A 14,481-nucleotide genomic window follows, 5' to 3' on the forward strand; every position below is an offset into this window, starting at 1 on the left:
GCGCCATGGCGACCGGCCCCGATGTGACTCCCGCAGCGGCATGCGGCGGCACGTAGCAGCGCGCAGCGGCACGTCGCGTCACCGCGGTGGACGCACCAGTCCCGACTGGTAGGCGAAGACGACGAGCTGGGCACGGTCACGCGCGCCCAGCTTGATCATGGCCCGGCTGACGTGCGTCCGGGCCGTCGCCGAGCTCAGGACCAGTTCGGTCGCGATCTCCTCGTTGGTCAGGCCCAGCGCGACCAGTGTCACGACCTCACGCTCTCGTTCGGTCAGCACCTCCATCGTCGGCGGGGTCAGCGCGGGCCGCACGGGACGGGACGTGAACTCGGCGATCAGGCGGCGCGTGACGCCGGGCGACAGCAGCGCCTCCCCGCGCGCCACCTCGCGGACGGCTCTGACCAGGTCCGCCGGCTGGGTGTGCTTGACGAGGAAACCGCCGGCGCCTGAGCGCAGCGCCTCGAAGACGTACTCGTCCAGCTCGAACGTCGTGAGGATGAGGATCCTCACTTCGGTGAGCGCGTCGTCGCCGACGATCCGGCGGGTCGCCTCCAAGCCGTCGATGCCGGGCATGCGGATGTCCATCAGCACCACGTCGGGCCGGAGCGAGGCGGCCCGCGCGATGACGGCGGCTCCGTCGTCGGCCTCACCGACCACCTCGATGTCGTCTTCCGCGTCCATGATCATCGCGAAGCCCGCGCGCACCAGCGGCTGGTCGTCGGCGAGCAGTACGCGGATCATGACCTGCCCTCCCACGTGGCCCGCACGACGAAGCCTCCCGACGGTGTGGGACCGGCCAGCAGGTGCCCTCCCGTCGACTCGGCCCTTTCCCGCATGCCCTGGATCCCGAGACCTGCCCCCATGGTGTCCCGGCATCGTCTCCGTCGGCCCGTCGACATGCAGCCGGACCCGCGGTCCGGAGTCGCGGGTCGCCTCGACGACGTGCACGATCTGATCGATCCTCGGCGCCGGCGCACGGTCGGCCGCGCCGGCGTCCCTCAGCAGCCGGAGCATGCCCGTCAGTTCGTCGAGCACCTCACCGCTGGCACGCTGGATGGCCACGAACGCGGTCTTGGCCGCCTCGGGACGGCGATCCACCACATGGGCCGCGGCGCCCGCCTGCACGCTGATGGTCGCCATCGCATGCGCCACGCTGTCGTGGAGGTCACGGGCGATGCGCAGGCGGTCTTCGGCGACGCGGCGGCGCCGAGGACGGCGCACAGCGCGACACCTCCCGTCAGCGCCGAGCGGCGATCGGCCCGCAGGCTCAGCGCCAGCAACGCCAGCCATCCGGTGGCGAGCATCGGCCCGTACGGATAGCCCCGTCCGATGTAGCAGCCGAGTGCGACCGTCACCACGCCGAACGCGACGCGCGGTCGGTGGCGGCACCACACCATCGCCGCACCCGCGGCCACCGTCAGGACGTATGCCAGCGGGCCGATGGCCCTGTCGCCCGCCTTCGGATGCAGATGACCACTGACGACCACCATGAAGATGGTCAGGCCTGCGGCGGCAACCGCATCGACGGCCCGTTCCCGTGCGGCGGTTGCGCGTCGCGCCGGAACGGCAGCCGCGCGCCTCATTCTGCGGATGCTACAAGGCGCCCGTGCCGAACACGTCCGCCCTGGGGCGCAGTCGTCGCGTACGTAGCCGGACGTACATTGCCGCGCCCGGCCGCGCAGCCTGCCTCTGGAAGCCGACAACCAAGCCGCGGCCCGTGTGTCGGCCCGTGTGTGCCCTGGGGCGAAGGACGTCGCCGGGATCCGATCCTTGAGGCGAAGGGCGACGGGACCCACCGCCGCTGTGAAGAAGGGACCATCCCGATGAGGGTGATGTGGCTCAAGACCGGTACGGCGGCCGTTCTGACCTCACTGACCGCGGCGGTGGGGCTGGTCGCGGTCGACCCCGCGGCGCAGGCGTCCGGCAACTGCTACCACTACGAGATCGCGGGCTGGGCGCAGGTCTTCAGCCAGCCGGGCTACAACGGCGACTGCTTCGAGTGGAAGCTGGGCACCTATACGGCTTTCCCGTCCTACATGTACCACCAGGACGCCTCCCTCAGGAGTTGGCCGCTCTGGTACGGCCAACGCGGAACCCTCTTCGAGTACACCTACAACAGCAAGTTCGAGTTCACCGCCGGGGTGGACTACGAGCAGTTGGGAGGCAACGTCGGCTACAGGATGGAAGCCGCGCAGTAGGCAGTAGTGGTCGTCGGGGCGCGCCAGGTGCCTTGGCGCGGCTCAGGTTCGGGCGGCCTCACGGCCGGTGCCGGGAGCGTCCGGCGCTGGATTCGGCTTCGGCTGGTGGTCGGGGGCGGCGACGTGCCGGAGTGTGGCGGTGAGCCGATCGAGGTCCTGGCCTTCGAAGTGGTCGACCAGGTTGAGGCGCACGCTGGCCAGGAACTCCGGCCAGGCCTGTTCGAGGCGGGTGAGGCCGGCGTCGGTCAGGGCGGCGTTCCATCCGCGTCCGTCCTCGGCGCTCTTGGCGCGCTCGACCCAGCCGTGCTTCTCCAGGCGGGTGACCACGCGGGTCATTCCGCTGAGGGTGATGTTGCAGGCGACGGCGAGCTCGCTCATCCGCATCGCTCTCCCAGGCGCCTCGGACAGGTGCATCAGGGGCGTGTACTCGGAGAGCGGGAGCCCGGCCGCGCGCACCAGGTCGGCGTCGACCGCGCGGGGCAGCACCAGCAGGACACGGCTCAACTCACGCACGAACGCTTCCTCGCTCGGGGTGAGCGGACGGAAGGGGCGCTGGTCGGAGGGCATCCGCTCACTATAACTCCTTGACTGGTCAAGGAGTTGCCCGGCGGCGATGGCATCCGGGGCCGTTCCTGGTCACCGCGAGAAGCTTGACGCGTCAAGCAGATGGCTGTGTACTTGCCTCGTCAAGCATTTACTTGACGAGGCAAGTACACGTTCGACTGCTCGATCAGCGGACGTCGCCCTCCGCGCGAGCGGGTTCGGCGTCGCGCATCCGCTGATCCGTCCCCCCGACCGGAGAGCCTGTGTCCACCGCCCAGCCCCCCGCGACCGCGTCCGACACTCCAACCGAAGCCCGCCTCTCGCCGCGCCAGGTCGCCGCGGCGTTCTATGCCAGCTACAACGAGGACCTGGCCGCCGGGTTCGAGCGGTACATCTCCAGAGATCTGGTGCTGCACGGATTCGACGGTCCGGACGAGCGCTCGGCGTGGATCGTGGGCGACCTGGAGCTGAAGGCCGCGCTCACCGGCTACCGCCTTCAGGTGAACGATCAGGTCGCCGAAGGTGACAAGGTGGTCACCCGCTGGACCATCAGCGGTGTCCACACCGGCACGATCCTCGGCATCCCCGCCTCCGGCCGGGAGGTGCGCCTCGGCGGCATCTCCATCGACCGGGTCGTGGACGGCCAGTCCGTCGAGCACTGGTCGGAGGGCAACTTCGGCCGATTCCTGGACGCCCTCCGCGGTGTCGACACTATGAGCACCGAGAGTTGACATCATCAGGGGCTTCTATGAGAGCCACACGCTCCGGGACCCTCCGGCCTCCTGACCACAAGATCATCGAGCACTGGTCGGACGCCGACCTCACCACCTTCGTCCAGAATCTGGCCGCACAGCCCGGTTGATGCGATCGCCGCTCCTCCGGGCGCTCCTTGCGGCGAACCGTTCGACAACGCCCACCCCTCACCCACGAAGGCGGGTTTCAATGTCCGAGACGGCGCGTCGGCGCGCCGTCTCCACCGGCTACGGCGACATCGTCACCTTCGTGAACGTCGACCTGGCGGAGTTCGACCCGGCGGAGTTCGACCTGTCAGGGCACGTCCCTGCCGGGAGCGGTGACGTTCGGCCGTTCGACGCGCTGACCGGCAGGTTCGTCCTGCAGTACCTGCCGGATCCGGCCGCCGCGCTCCGCCGCCTCGCCGGGTTCGTCCGTCCCGGCGGCCTTGTCGTCATGCACGACATGGACGTCTCGCGCCGGGACGTGAGTTTTCCGCAATGTCAGCTCTGGAACGACTGCTACGCCCTGCTCGGCGCGCTGTTCCGGGCCCACGGGATCGCTCCGGACTTCGGTCGGCGTCTCACCCGGGTGTTCCTCGACGCCGGACTGCCCTGGCCGGACGTGGACTCCGCGGCCATGACCGGCAGGAAGCCCAGCTCCACCGTCTTCACCTGGCTCGGCAGCGCCGTCCAAGCCGTCGAGCCGCTGCTTCTGCAAGCCGGCATCGCCCTGCCCGACGGTGTCGCCATCGACGGTTCCCTCCCGGCGGCACTGGAGCGGGCTGCGCGCGACAGCCGCAGCATGGTCCTGGGCAACACCCACTACGGAGCATGGACCCGTCTCGACGACGGCCCCGCCCGATCGGAGCGACCATGATCCACCCCCTCCCGTTCTCCCGGCCCCGCTTCCTGGCCGACATCGAGGCGACCGCCGCCGCGATCCGCGCCGGAGTCCTCGCCCCGGAGAACCCGCTGATCGAACTGATCTCGTTCTGGAGCGCGCCGTACGGCCGAGCCTCCACCGAACTCGTCGACTTCGACGCCGCTCGTGGCCTCGCCAAGACCTGGGTCTACCTGGGCGGGACGCGTCCGGTCGAGCAGGTGCTCGGCGCGCCGCACGTGCCGTCGGCGCTGCGCCGCCACGGCCCCTCTTCCGCTCCCTCGACCTGGAGGCGGTGCGGCATGTCGCCGTGGACCACCACGGCGGCAGCGCGAACCTCTACTTCCGGACGTCCCGCAGGATCAGCGCGGCCGAGACGGCGAGGCTGGTGGCCCTGGCCGGCGGTGAACCGCCCGAACCGTCCTTGTACGCCGACATGGAGGCCTTCACACCCCCGGACGGCTACACCTTCTCGGTGACCATGAACGTGTCCGACGGCGAGATCCAACGCGTCGGCATCTACGCCCTACCGTCCGCGAGCAGGGCAGCGGCGGCGATGTCCCGACACCGGCCGCGGACGAGGCGTGATCCTCGCCGCCCCCGGGGCCAGATCGCCAGGCACCCACATGCCCGCGGGGTGAGGAGCTGGTGGGTTCGGAAGGACCCGTGCCGCCCCCTCCGTGACGAACGGCCACCTACCGTCCTCCAAACGGTCGATCCCGTTCGCCAATAGGTGCAAAGCCAAGCACTCGCGGCGGCGGGCCTGGCCCCTGGGGAAGCCGAACCACCGGCCGTCTTCGGGGAAGAGCCAGCTTCGCCTGGGCGCCGGGTACGACCTTTCGTACGCCCATGGCCTGGAGCTGGTCTTCGGCGACCCGGTCTTCGTCATGTGCCCGGCGGACTTCCACGACCCGGTGTTCCGTGAGCCGACACCGGATGAGGTTCGGCTCGTCGACCGGCAGGTCGGCGAGCGCCCGCCGTGCTGGTCGCCTTCGAGGCCGATGCCGGCGGGACCGGGCCCGCCGGCGGCCTGATCGCGGCCGGACAACTCGACATCGTGCAGGGAACCGTCTTCAGGTACTGGCGTGACAATCTGTCCGCCGGACAGCGACTGGCCCCTTGGGTGAAGCCTCCAACGGCGTGACCGCCCCTGCCACGAGGCACGACCACCCGAACAGCTCCCGCCCCGCACAGGAATCACGACCATCGCCGACCCCATCCCGTCGAAATGGCACCCCAAGCCCGAACAGAAGCCAACCCTCCTGTTCGTCCCGATGTGCCAACACCCAGCTATACGCACTCGCCGCTGGCAGCTTCTCTCGGCGAAAATCACGATCGGCATGTACGAGGCCACGATCCACGAGGAGGGCAAGGGCTACACCAGAGCCAACTCCCTCGGCCTCCTCCCGAACGGGAAGCGCAACCGCGCTGAAGGGGCACACCAAGGACATCGTCAAGGCCAAGCTGGCGAAGCTTCACGCCTACATCGTCCTGAGCCTCATGACCGGCGTCCGCACCGAGGAGGCGCGGGCGCTCCGCTGGCCGCACGTCCTCGCGTGGGATGCGAAGGCGAGGGAGTGGCGTCCGGTCTCCGAGGCCGGATTCAAGCGCAAGTGCTTCGCCATCTACGTGTGGCGGTCGGTCCGCAAGCACGGCGACAGCAAGACCAGGAAGTCGCGCCGCACTCTGGAGATCCCGAAGGACGTCGCCGACGCCCTCAAGGTCCACCGCACCCGTCAGGCCGCGTGGAAGCTCAAGGCGGGAGAGGACTGGCAGGACGGCAACCTCGTGTTCTGCACCCGCTCCGGCCGTCCCCTCGACGCGGGCAACGTCCGGCGTGCGTTCCGAGCGGTCACCCGCCGCGCGGACATCGGTGAGAACTGGGTCCCGCGCGAGCTTCGCCATTCGTTCGTCTCGATCATGAGCGACAGCGGCGTTCCGATCGAGACGATCGCCGACCTGGTCGGCCACGCCGGGACGTCGGTGACCGAGAAGGTGTACCGCCACCAGCTCAAGCCCGTGATCACCCAGGGCGCGCAGACGATGCACGCCGTCTTCGGCGACGCCCCCGAGAAGAAGGCCCGACGTTCCCAGAGGCGTCCGGCTGCGTCCGCCTAGTCCGCGTGATGGTGGCTCCCCGTTTGGCTCCCCACCCGTGATCAGAAAAGCAAAAAGGCCGATTCCTTGATCGGAATCAGCCTCTGAGCTGGTCTGCAGGGTGGGCGATACTGGGTTCGAACCAGTGACCTCTTCGGTGTGACCGCTTGTTCCTGTTCGAATGAATGCAGGCCGCGGATCCGGTTGCTGGTGCGGTCGCTTCGGCGGCCAGGTCCTGGTCGAACCCGACCAGGACAGTCAGCTCGGTGGTGTGCCCGGTCGATCCGACATCACCAGTCGGTGACTACGCCCAGGCGGGATCACGGCCGGTCAGGCCGAGGATGCGGTCCAAGGTGGGGGCGTCGGCCGCCACCGCGACCTGCGGTCCGTACATGCCCATCTCCCGCCCCTGCTCCACGCTGGCGAACACCGTGTCATGCAGATGCGCCAGCAGGCCGCCGGGCAGTTCCAGCCGCTGCCCGGTCGCGACTGCCAGGTCCCAGCCGTGCATGGCCAGCTCGCCGATGATCATGTTGCCCAAGACGGGCGCGGGCAGCGTTTGCGGTGTGCCCATGTCCGTCTCGCCCTCCCAGGCACTCGGCGGCGCCCACGACGACGTGATGTCGTCCAGCAGGGCGAGTAGGCGGCCGCGCCAGTCGCCGGCCGCCAGGTCCACATCGGACTCGGCGGCCGCCGGCTGCGGAACGGACTCCTTGCGGCCGCCACCGGCGAGCGACGGCCCCCAGAACAGAAGGTGGTTGACCAGTGCCCGCACGTCGTACTCCGTGCACGGAGTCTTGTTGGCGAGCTGGTTGTCGTTGATGGTGCTGGCGACTGCGGCCATGGCCTCGGCAGCGTTGGACAGATGTGACATGGCAGCGACGCTAGATTGCCCGTGCCGGAGGGGTATTGAACAAAGGCGACATACACTTTGCCGTGTGGAGCGCGACGTTCGTGAGCTGCGCGGTGCGTGGACCAGGTATCAGCGCCACACGTTCCACGACCCGTCGCCGGCGCTCGCGCCATGGGTGGAGCGGTACTGGGAAGCTCGCTGGGATTACGCTGAGCCCTACCGGCAGAAGATCGTGCCGTACCCGAATGTGCACCTGTCGTTCGGCGGCGGTCGTGCGAACGTCAGCGGCGTGTGCAGCGGCTACCGGATCAAGGTCCTCGAGGGCCGTGGCCACGTCTTCGGCGTCGCGTTCCGGCCAGGCGGCTTCCGCCCGCTCCTTGGTGCCTCCGTTTCGACGATCACCGACCGCGTCGTCCCGGCGGCCGAGGTGTTCGGCCCGGACCTGCCCACGACGCTCGACGTGCCGACCGCGGACGCGTTCCTGCTGGAACACCTGCCAGACGACGACCCCCAAGTACGCCAGGTGGTGGCCGCGGTCGAGCTGATCGCCAAGGACAAGGCCGTGACCAGGGTCGAACACCTCGCCGGCGAGCTCGGGCTGAGCATGCGGAGGCTGCAACGGCTGTTCGCGGAGTACGTCGGCATCGGGCCCAAGCGGGTGATCCGCCGTTACCGCTTGCACGAGGTGACCGCACGCATAGCCGCCGGCGGGGCGATCGACTGGGCCGCGCTGGCGGCCGACCTCGGCTACGCCGACCAGGGCCACTTCATCCGCGACTTCAAAGCATGTTCGGCGAGCCACCGGCCTGGTACGCACAGCGGTATTAGACGGGCCGCAGGAGGCGCGGTCATCAGGCGCGTCATCCTGGCCTCACCTCCTCGGCCCGGAAACGCCGTGCCCGCGCCTGGTTCTCCGCCCGGACTTGTCGCAGCCTGTCCAACAGTCAGTGACGGAGTATGGGGCGAGGGGGGCGTGTGTGGCGGCCCGCGTACTCAGAGCCTGCATTTGGTCCTCCGCCCCGGCTTCCCGCAGCCGGGCGACAGCGAATGTGTCGTTCTCGACAAGCCATTCGCCGGCGCCGCCCTGTTGAGCCAGGATGCAGAGGGTCGGGGCGGAGGACCAGGTGCAAACTCTGCTGGACCGCAATCCCGCCGCAGTTGGCGGGCCTGCCCTGCCTGCCCATTCGATCGGCTCGGCGTCGGTCTCGGTCTCGGTCTTGGCCCGCCACTCGCGCGCCGACACCGCTTGGTCGAACAGCACCACCACATCGTCCAGCACATCCACCGCGGACTGGGCCCGCAGCGTCAGCAGGATCGGGTGGGCCGCCGCGGGTCGCGGGGCTGCATCGCCTGGTTGGTCGAGCGGCGCCCCACCAAGTCCAGGAACCGTCGGCGTTCGGCCGGGAGCATCGACACATCCAGCCGGTGCGTCCAGGCCACGCAGGAACGCCAGCTTCTCCAGCTCGGCCCGGACCACGCTTGCGGTCGGCACGGTCAGTGACCTCGAAGCCGTCGACGGTCGGGTCGAGGGCGGAAGGCTGCGGCGCTCGGGGATACGGCCGCGCCGTAACTGGGCGTTGTCGCAGGTCCTGAAGAAGTGACAGAATCTTATGGAAATCCTACATGTCGCCCTCTTCGGTACACAGCGTGGCGGAAACTGAGTACGGTCACGGACCGTGATCTCAACTTCGACGCCGTCCGCCGGGCGGCTCAGCGCGGCGTGCGCCGTCCTGCGCACCCCGTTCTTTCGGGATGTCCCGTGGTCTGGCTGATCTGGGCGGTGATGGGCGGGGTCCTGGCCAACGGCCTGCGTCTGCGCCGCAGGGTCACCGGCTTGTCCACGCTGTCCGCCCCGCAAGGATCCCTTGACGGGTTCACGGCCGTCACGGCCGACGACGCCGACGTCCCCGCGCCCGTTCTGCAGGCCGCCGCCGAGCACGCCCGGCGGGCGGGGACCGGGATGCTGGACCTGGTTCCGTCCGACCTGCCGGTGGAGCAGGCTCTCGACCTGGTACGGCACGTCGATCCGCGGTCCTACCGGGGACAGTGGTTCGGGCTCGGCCGGGGCGCCGGCTACGCGGTGCTGGTGGAGACGGGGGCCTTCCAGCGGGCGAAGCTCTCCCTGGAACGCTCCGACATCCCCCTGGACGCCTCCGGTGGAGCCACCGGGCTCGACGCCGGCGAGATGGGCGAGACCACGGGACGGCTCCGGTTCTACGTCGAGTCCGCGGACATGGTCGTCGCCCCGCTGCGCGCCGTCGACCGGACCGGGCAGCGGCGGGCCTGGCTGCGCTCGCTGGCGCTGTCGCTGCCGCCCTCGGTGGCGCTGCCGCAGATCTCCTACTTCGCCGGGGCCGCCTACCTGCTCGTGCTGTCCAGCCTGCTGATCGACGTCCGCTGGGGACTCGGGCTCGTCCTGCTCTACTGCCTGAGCCCCTACGTCGTGTTCGCCCGGGGCCCGCTGGCTCCCGCGGACCTGCACCTGGTCGCCTGGACCCGCCTGGTCGCCACGCCGCTGTCGATCTGGCGGACGTTGCGCGCGCCCCGCACCCGGTGGGAACGGCGGCTGCTGGACCGCCGGGAACGCTCCCGGGAGCGGGACTGGAAGGAGATCGAGGCGGGCGTCGAGCGCTTCCAGGGCGAGCGGCGCACCGAATGCCCGTGGTGCGGCTCCGCCGAGCTCACCCGCCACGTGGTGACCCGGGACGTCATCCTGGTGAAGCCGGGCCGGTTCCCCTTGGACCGCTGCAAGCAGTGCGGGCACATCTTCCAGAACCCCCGGCTCACCCCGGACGGCCTGGACTTCTACTACCGCGACGCCTACGACGGCCTCAACGAGCAGACGACCGAGCTCATCCTCAGCTCCACCAACAGCGACTACCTCGCCCGCGCCCGCATGGTGCAGCGGCTAGGCACGCCCTACCGCTGGCTGGACGTCGGCACGGGCAAGGGCCACTTCTGCCGCGTCGCCCGCACCGTGCTCCCCGAGACCGCATTCGACGGTCTGGACATGGGCACCGGCGTCGAGGAGGCCGTCCGCCGGGGCTGGATCGACCGCGCCTACAGCGGCCAGTTCCTGGACCTCGGACCCGAAATGGCCGGCCGCTACGACGTGATCAGCATGAACCACTACCTGGAGCACACCACCGACCCGCTGACTGAGCTGGACCTGGCCGCCAAGGTCCTCGCTCCCGGGGGCCATTTCCTGCTGGAGATGCCGGACCCGGAGTCCCCGTTCGCGAAGCTGCTGCGCACGTTCTACCTGCCGTACCTGCCGCCGCAGCACCTCCACCTGATCCCCCTCGGCAACCTCGAGCGGGCCCTGCGCGAGCGGGGCATGGAGGTGGTCGCCGTGCACCGCCGGGAGGCCCGCCGCGGCGGAGACCTCGCGGGCGGTGCCGCCTGCCTGATCAACCTGATCGGGGTCGACCTGGAGCATCCGTGGCGGAGCCCGCACCGGCCCGGCGTCCGGCAGTACGCCCGCATCACGGCGGGCCAGCTGGTCGGCCTTCCCCTGCTCACCGCGGCGACCGTGCTGGACCTGCTGATCACGCCGTTCCGGCGCCGCAGCAACACCTACCGCCTCCTCGCCCGGAAGGTGCCCGCGGCCTGATGGCATAGTTGAGCTGCATCGGTCCGATCTCGGCGCGGAGCGACGAGCAGCGGTGGCGATGACGACGAGCGGTTGTAGGGGGCAGCGGCGGGCATCCTGCGGGGTGTTCGCCGCTGACGTTCATCTCGGGCATGGTCGTCTTCACCGCCGCGTCCGCCGTCTGCGGCCTCGCCCCGGACACCGCCACCCTCATCCTCGCCCGGGTCGCGCAGGGCGCGGGCGCGGCGCTCGCCCTGCCGTCATGGTGACGGCGGGACGCACCGACAGCAGCGCTCCTTCGGTGGCATCGCGTGGATCGGCGCGGCGTCCTGCGCCCTGGCGCTCGGCCCCACCATCGGCGGCGTCATCGTCCAGCAGTGGGACTGGCGCTGGATCTTCCTGATCAACATCGTCCCCAGCGTCCTCGTCATCATGCTCGGCACCGTCGTCCTGACGAACAGCGGGGAGTGTGACGGACGACGAATGGGCGCTGATCGAAGGCGGCCGCGCGGGGCGAGGTGGACCTCTGGATCCCGAACTCCTGGACGTACTGGAGAAGGCGGCCGACGGCGAAAAAGGGGCGGCGGCGGCGGGGAACAAATGCCGCAGAACAACGATAGAGACGAGCGCGACGAAGCCGTCCGCGAGACCGTCCGCGAAGCCGTCCGCCGCTGGCGACGGCGGCGGCTGATCCGGCTCAAGACCGCGCTGCTGGGACGCTCTCGGGGCGGGTTGACCACCAAGGCCCACCTTGCGGCCGACCGGCGCTGCCGCCCGTTGTCGTTCGTCCTCACCGCGGGGCAGGCCGCCGACAGCCCCCAGTTCCAGAAGGTCATCGCCCGCATCAAGGTCCGCGGTGCCAGGGGCCGGCCCCGCACGCGCCCCGACGCCATCGCGGGCGACAAGGCCTACTCCAGCCGAGCCAACCGCGCCCACCTCCGCACACGCGGCATCAAAGCCGTCATCCCCGTCAAGAAGGACCAGGCAGCCCACCGCAGGAACAAGGGCAGCGCAGGCGGCAGACCCCTCACCCATGACCCCGACCTCTACCGCGACCGCAACACCGTCGAACGCTGCATCAACAAGATCAAAGACTGGAGAGGTCTCGCCACACGCTTCGACAAAACCCCGGAAAGCTACCTTGCCGGACTCCACCTCCGCGGAGCCCTCCTCTGGATCCGCAGCCTCTCAACCACCTAAAGATCCAAAGCCAGAACAGGCCCTGACGGCGATGGCCGACGTACGGCCACTCACAGACGAGTCGCCGGTGGTCTCTGCAGTCCTCGATCAACTACTTTCGACGACTGTGCTCCCGTCCGGACGGCCCCTGGGCGTGGTGCGCTGCCTTGGGCAGGACAGCGCTGCCGAAGGCCGCTGCTCAGGCGAAACGTCCGGGCTCACCTTCGTGAACGGCGTCCGCGGACACGTCGCCGGCATCGCGATGACCCCGAGGCGGCTCTATCTCATGCCCGGATCAGATGGAACCCGGTGGAGCCGCCGGACAGGACGGGATGTGGAATTGTCAGCGCGAGCCCGAATACGGGCAGGCGACCCCGTCGCGTTCGGGGAGCTATTCGATGAGCACGCACGAGTGCTGTACCGCTATGCGGTCCGGGTCACCGGGGATTGGGCGACGGCCGAGGACATCGTGTCGCTCACCTTTCTGGAGGCGTGGCGCCTGCGGGAGAAGATCCAGCCGGAGGGCGAGTCGCTGCGGCCCTGGCTGTTCGGCATCGCGACCAACGTTCTGCGCAACGCGTCCCGGTCCGCGCGGCGGCACGAGGCGGCGCTGAACCGGATGCCCGCCCGGGACGTGGTGGCGGACTTCTCCGACGAACTGGTGGGCCGACTCGCCGACGCCGAGGAGCTGGCCGCCGCGCGCACCGCGCTCGACCGGTTGCGCAAGGCCGAACGTGAGGTGTTCACGCTCTGCGTGTGGGCGGGCCTGAACTACGCGGAGGCCGCCGCGGCGCTCGGCGTTCCGCCGGGCACGGTGCGTTCGCGGCTGTCACGGGCCCGTACCCGCCTCCGCAAACTCACCGACGCCGAACGGGAACCCGCGCCCGGCGGCGGACAGCTCATTGATGACGACCGCGCGAACGCGGTCCGGTCGAAGGCGAGGCACTCATGAACGGCACCCCGCGCGGACCCGAACCCGACGAGCTCGCCGAGCTCGTGCGGCTTCTGCCGCCGCCGGGCGACCCTGAGCTCCCCGACGGCCGGCGCCACCTCCTCAAGGAGCATCTGATGCTGCAGATCGAAGAGCCCGCGACCGCCCCGAACCGGCCCAAGCGCCGTCGGTTCGTCCTGCTGGCGGCCCCGCTCGCCGCCGCGGCCGTGGCGGCGGGCCTGTTCACCGGCCTGGACGGCAGCGGCGACACCCCGTCCACGCCCGCACCCCGGTCCGGCGACGAGAACAGCGCCACCGCGCTACTGGACCGCATCTCGCTCACCGCCGCGCACCAGCGCGTCCTGCCCGTGCGCGAGAACCAGTTCGTCTACATCAAGAGCAAGGTCGCGTGGACCGTCCAGACGGACGGCGGACCGCGGGTTCCGCAGCCGATGCGGGTGCGGGAGATCTGGCTGCCGCAAAGCCCGGGCCAGCGCGGCCTGCTCCGGCAGGCGGGCGAGAACGGGCCGCCGATCGTCGGTGAGAAGGACGACCTGACCTACCGGAAGCTCGTCGCCATGCCGACCGAGCCGGGCACCCTGCTGGCAGGCCTCTACGCGGAGTTCCCGAAGTCCGGCAAGACCGCCGCCCCGGCCGCCCGGAACGCCGCGGTCTTCCAGGAGCTCGGCCGGCTCCTCAGCGAGCAGATCCTGCCGCCCAAGCTCGCCGCCGCCATCTACCGCGCCGCCGCGAAGATCCCCGGAGTGCTCGTGGTGCCCGACTCGGTCGACGCGGCGGGCCGCCACGGCGTGGCCGTCGCGCTGGTCTTCGACGGTGAACGCAGCGAATGGATCTTCGACAAGAAGACGCTGAACTACCTGGGCGAACGCGGCTACATGGTCAAGGACACCAAGTACGCCAAGAAGGGCATGACCACCGCCGCCACGGCAGTCCTCCAACGCGGCGTCGTCAACAAGTCCGGCGAACTCCCCAACAAGCCCTAGCAAACCATCCCGGAAACCGCGCAGAAGAGTCTGACCCCACCAGAGGCGGACCTGAAAGCGGACGGGCGGCCCAGTACCTGAGCGAAGGCACCGATCTCAGACTCCTCGACCAGAACGACCCGGATCGGATCGCCACCAAGCTCAACGACCGTCCCCGCGGGATCCACGGTCATCGCGCGCTGAGCGCGGTTCACGCCGAGCTTTGCGCCCAGGTTGATGCAACGCCCCCTGCGACCGTCATCGGCTCTGCGACGGCGCCCTGTCTGCCCAGCGTCAAGGGGTGGCGGGCTTCCCTGCGCCGCCTGGGGAATCCGGTTGGCCAGGGTGTCCAAGGGGGGGGGCGACCAGCGGATGCGGCGGAGTCGGTTGCGTGCCGGTCATGACCGGCACGCAACACCGCCGTTGCGCCGCCGTCCCGGCGAACAATAACCCCCGGGGCCCCCGCGCCAGATAACCCAGGCGGGGTGGGC

Annotated in this window: 12 protein-coding genes and 4 pseudogenes; 12 read left to right on the forward strand and 4 right to left on the reverse strand. The window is 70.0% G+C overall.

Features of this window, described 5'->3' with window-relative positions; genetic code table 11:
• Positions 1–78: 78 nt before the first annotated feature.
• Together AB0L06_RS18100 and AB0L06_RS18105 are read right to left on the reverse strand one after the other, a co-directional pair.
• Positions 79–741, reverse strand: a complete 663-nt coding sequence (locus AB0L06_RS18100) for a response regulator (protein ID WP_500232197.1) — start codon at positions 739–741, stop codon at positions 79–81.
• Between the two features lie 309 nt (positions 742–1,050).
• A pseudogene (locus tag AB0L06_RS18105) lies at positions 1,051–1,290 on the reverse strand (histidine kinase dimerization/phosphoacceptor domain-containing protein); the annotation flags it as partial.
• 533 nt (positions 1,291–1,823) lie between these two features.
• Between AB0L06_RS18105 and AB0L06_RS18110 the strand changes: the two are divergent.
• Positions 1,824–2,198, forward strand: a complete 375-nt coding sequence (locus AB0L06_RS18110; RefSeq protein ID WP_500232151.1) for a hypothetical protein — start codon at positions 1,824–1,826, stop codon at positions 2,196–2,198.
• A gap of 42 nt (positions 2,199–2,240) precedes the next feature.
• On the opposite strand, the gene AB0L06_RS18115 is transcribed toward AB0L06_RS18110, so the two are convergent.
• Positions 2,241–2,765, reverse strand: coding sequence for a MarR family winged helix-turn-helix transcriptional regulator (locus AB0L06_RS18115; protein WP_500232152.1), 525 nt, complete (start codon positions 2,763–2,765; stop codon positions 2,241–2,243).
• Between the two features lie 239 nt (positions 2,766–3,004).
• On the opposite strand from AB0L06_RS18115, the gene AB0L06_RS18120 reads away from it, so the two are divergent.
• From AB0L06_RS18120 to AB0L06_RS18140, 5 genes and pseudogenes are all read left to right on the forward strand, one after another.
• A complete protein-coding gene (locus tag AB0L06_RS18120; protein WP_500232153.1) occupies positions 3,005–3,472 on the forward strand; it encodes an ester cyclase in 468 nt (155 codons plus the stop codon).
• A 211-nt stretch (positions 3,473–3,683) separates the two neighbouring features.
• A complete protein-coding gene (locus tag AB0L06_RS18125) occupies positions 3,684–4,352 on the forward strand; it encodes a class I SAM-dependent methyltransferase (RefSeq protein WP_500232154.1) in 669 nt (222 codons plus the stop codon).
• Positions 4,349–4,606 (forward strand): annotated as a pseudogene (locus tag AB0L06_RS18130) (aromatic prenyltransferase); the annotation flags it as partial. The gene AB0L06_RS18125 and the pseudogene AB0L06_RS18130, both read left to right, overlap by 4 nt.
• A 59-nt stretch (positions 4,607–4,665) precedes the next feature.
• On the forward strand, positions 4,666–5,088 hold the full coding sequence (locus AB0L06_RS18135) for an aromatic prenyltransferase (protein ID WP_500232155.1): 423 nt from the start codon (positions 4,666–4,668) through the stop codon (positions 5,086–5,088).
• 407 nt (positions 5,089–5,495) lie between these two features.
• Entirely contained in the window at positions 5,496–6,473 is a 978-nt protein-coding gene (locus AB0L06_RS18140) for a site-specific integrase (RefSeq protein WP_500232156.1), read from the forward strand.
• 283 nt (positions 6,474–6,756) lie between these two features.
• Here the strand turns inward: AB0L06_RS18140 and AB0L06_RS18145 are convergent, their stop codons facing one another.
• Positions 6,757–7,326: a TIGR03086 family metal-binding protein gene (locus tag AB0L06_RS18145; protein WP_500232157.1), complete on the reverse strand. Its 570-nt coding sequence runs from the start codon at positions 7,324–7,326 to the stop codon at positions 6,757–6,759.
• Between the two features lie 64 nt (positions 7,327–7,390).
• Here AB0L06_RS18145 and AB0L06_RS18150 point away from each other — a divergent pair, with 64 nt between their 5' ends.
• From AB0L06_RS18150 to AB0L06_RS18175, 6 genes and pseudogenes are all read left to right on the forward strand, one after another.
• Entirely contained in the window at positions 7,391–8,806 is a 1,416-nt protein-coding gene (locus AB0L06_RS18150; protein WP_500232158.1) for a DUF6597 domain-containing transcriptional factor, read from the forward strand.
• A 258-nt stretch (positions 8,807–9,064) separates the two neighbouring features.
• Entirely contained in the window at positions 9,065–10,918 is a 1,854-nt protein-coding gene (locus tag AB0L06_RS18155) for a class I SAM-dependent methyltransferase (RefSeq protein WP_500232159.1), read from the forward strand.
• A 315-nt stretch (positions 10,919–11,233) separates the two neighbouring features.
• Positions 11,234–11,299 (forward strand): annotated as a pseudogene (locus AB0L06_RS18160) (hypothetical protein); the annotation flags it as partial.
• A 264-nt stretch (positions 11,300–11,563) separates the two neighbouring features.
• A pseudogene (locus AB0L06_RS18165) lies at positions 11,564–12,097 on the forward strand (IS5 family transposase); the annotation flags it as partial.
• Between the two features lie 265 nt (positions 12,098–12,362).
• Positions 12,363–13,028, forward strand: a complete 666-nt coding sequence (locus AB0L06_RS18170; RefSeq protein WP_500232160.1) for an RNA polymerase sigma factor — start codon at positions 12,363–12,365, stop codon at positions 13,026–13,028.
• Positions 13,025–14,011 carry a CU044_5270 family protein gene (locus AB0L06_RS18175; RefSeq protein WP_500232161.1) on the forward strand — a complete coding sequence of 329 codons (987 nt, stop codon included), beginning with the start codon at positions 13,025–13,027 and terminating at the stop codon, positions 14,009–14,011. The genes AB0L06_RS18170 and AB0L06_RS18175 overlap by 4 nt, the downstream gene beginning before the upstream one ends.
• The last annotated feature ends 470 nt before the right edge of the window (positions 14,012–14,481 follow it).

This window comes from Spirillospora sp. NPDC052269 (assembly GCF_040679435.1).
Lineage (GTDB): Bacteria > Actinomycetota > Actinomycetes > Streptosporangiales > Streptosporangiaceae > Spirillospora.

Bases quoted from the DNA above. Each gene is read 5' to 3' on its own strand.
- AB0L06_RS18100 (WP_500232197.1), bottom strand. From the start codon at position 741: ATGATCCGCGTACTGCTCGCCGACGACCAGCCGCTGGTGCGCGCGGGC.
- AB0L06_RS18110 (WP_500232151.1), top strand. From the start codon at position 1,824: ATGAGGGTGATGTGGCTCAAGACCGGTACGGCGGCCGTTCTGACCTCA.
- AB0L06_RS18115 (WP_500232152.1), bottom strand. From the start codon at position 2,765: ATGCCCTCCGACCAGCGCCCCTTCCGTCCGCTCACCCCGAGCGAGGAA.
- AB0L06_RS18125 (WP_500232154.1), top strand. From the start codon at position 3,684: ATGTCCGAGACGGCGCGTCGGCGCGCCGTCTCCACCGGCTACGGCGAC.
- AB0L06_RS18145 (WP_500232157.1), bottom strand. From the start codon at position 7,326: ATGTCACATCTGTCCAACGCTGCCGAGGCCATGGCCGCAGTCGCCAGC.
- AB0L06_RS18170 (WP_500232160.1), top strand. From the start codon at position 12,363: ATGCCCGGATCAGATGGAACCCGGTGGAGCCGCCGGACAGGACGGGAT.
- AB0L06_RS18175 (WP_500232161.1), top strand. From the start codon at position 13,025: ATGAACGGCACCCCGCGCGGACCCGAACCCGACGAGCTCGCCGAGCTC.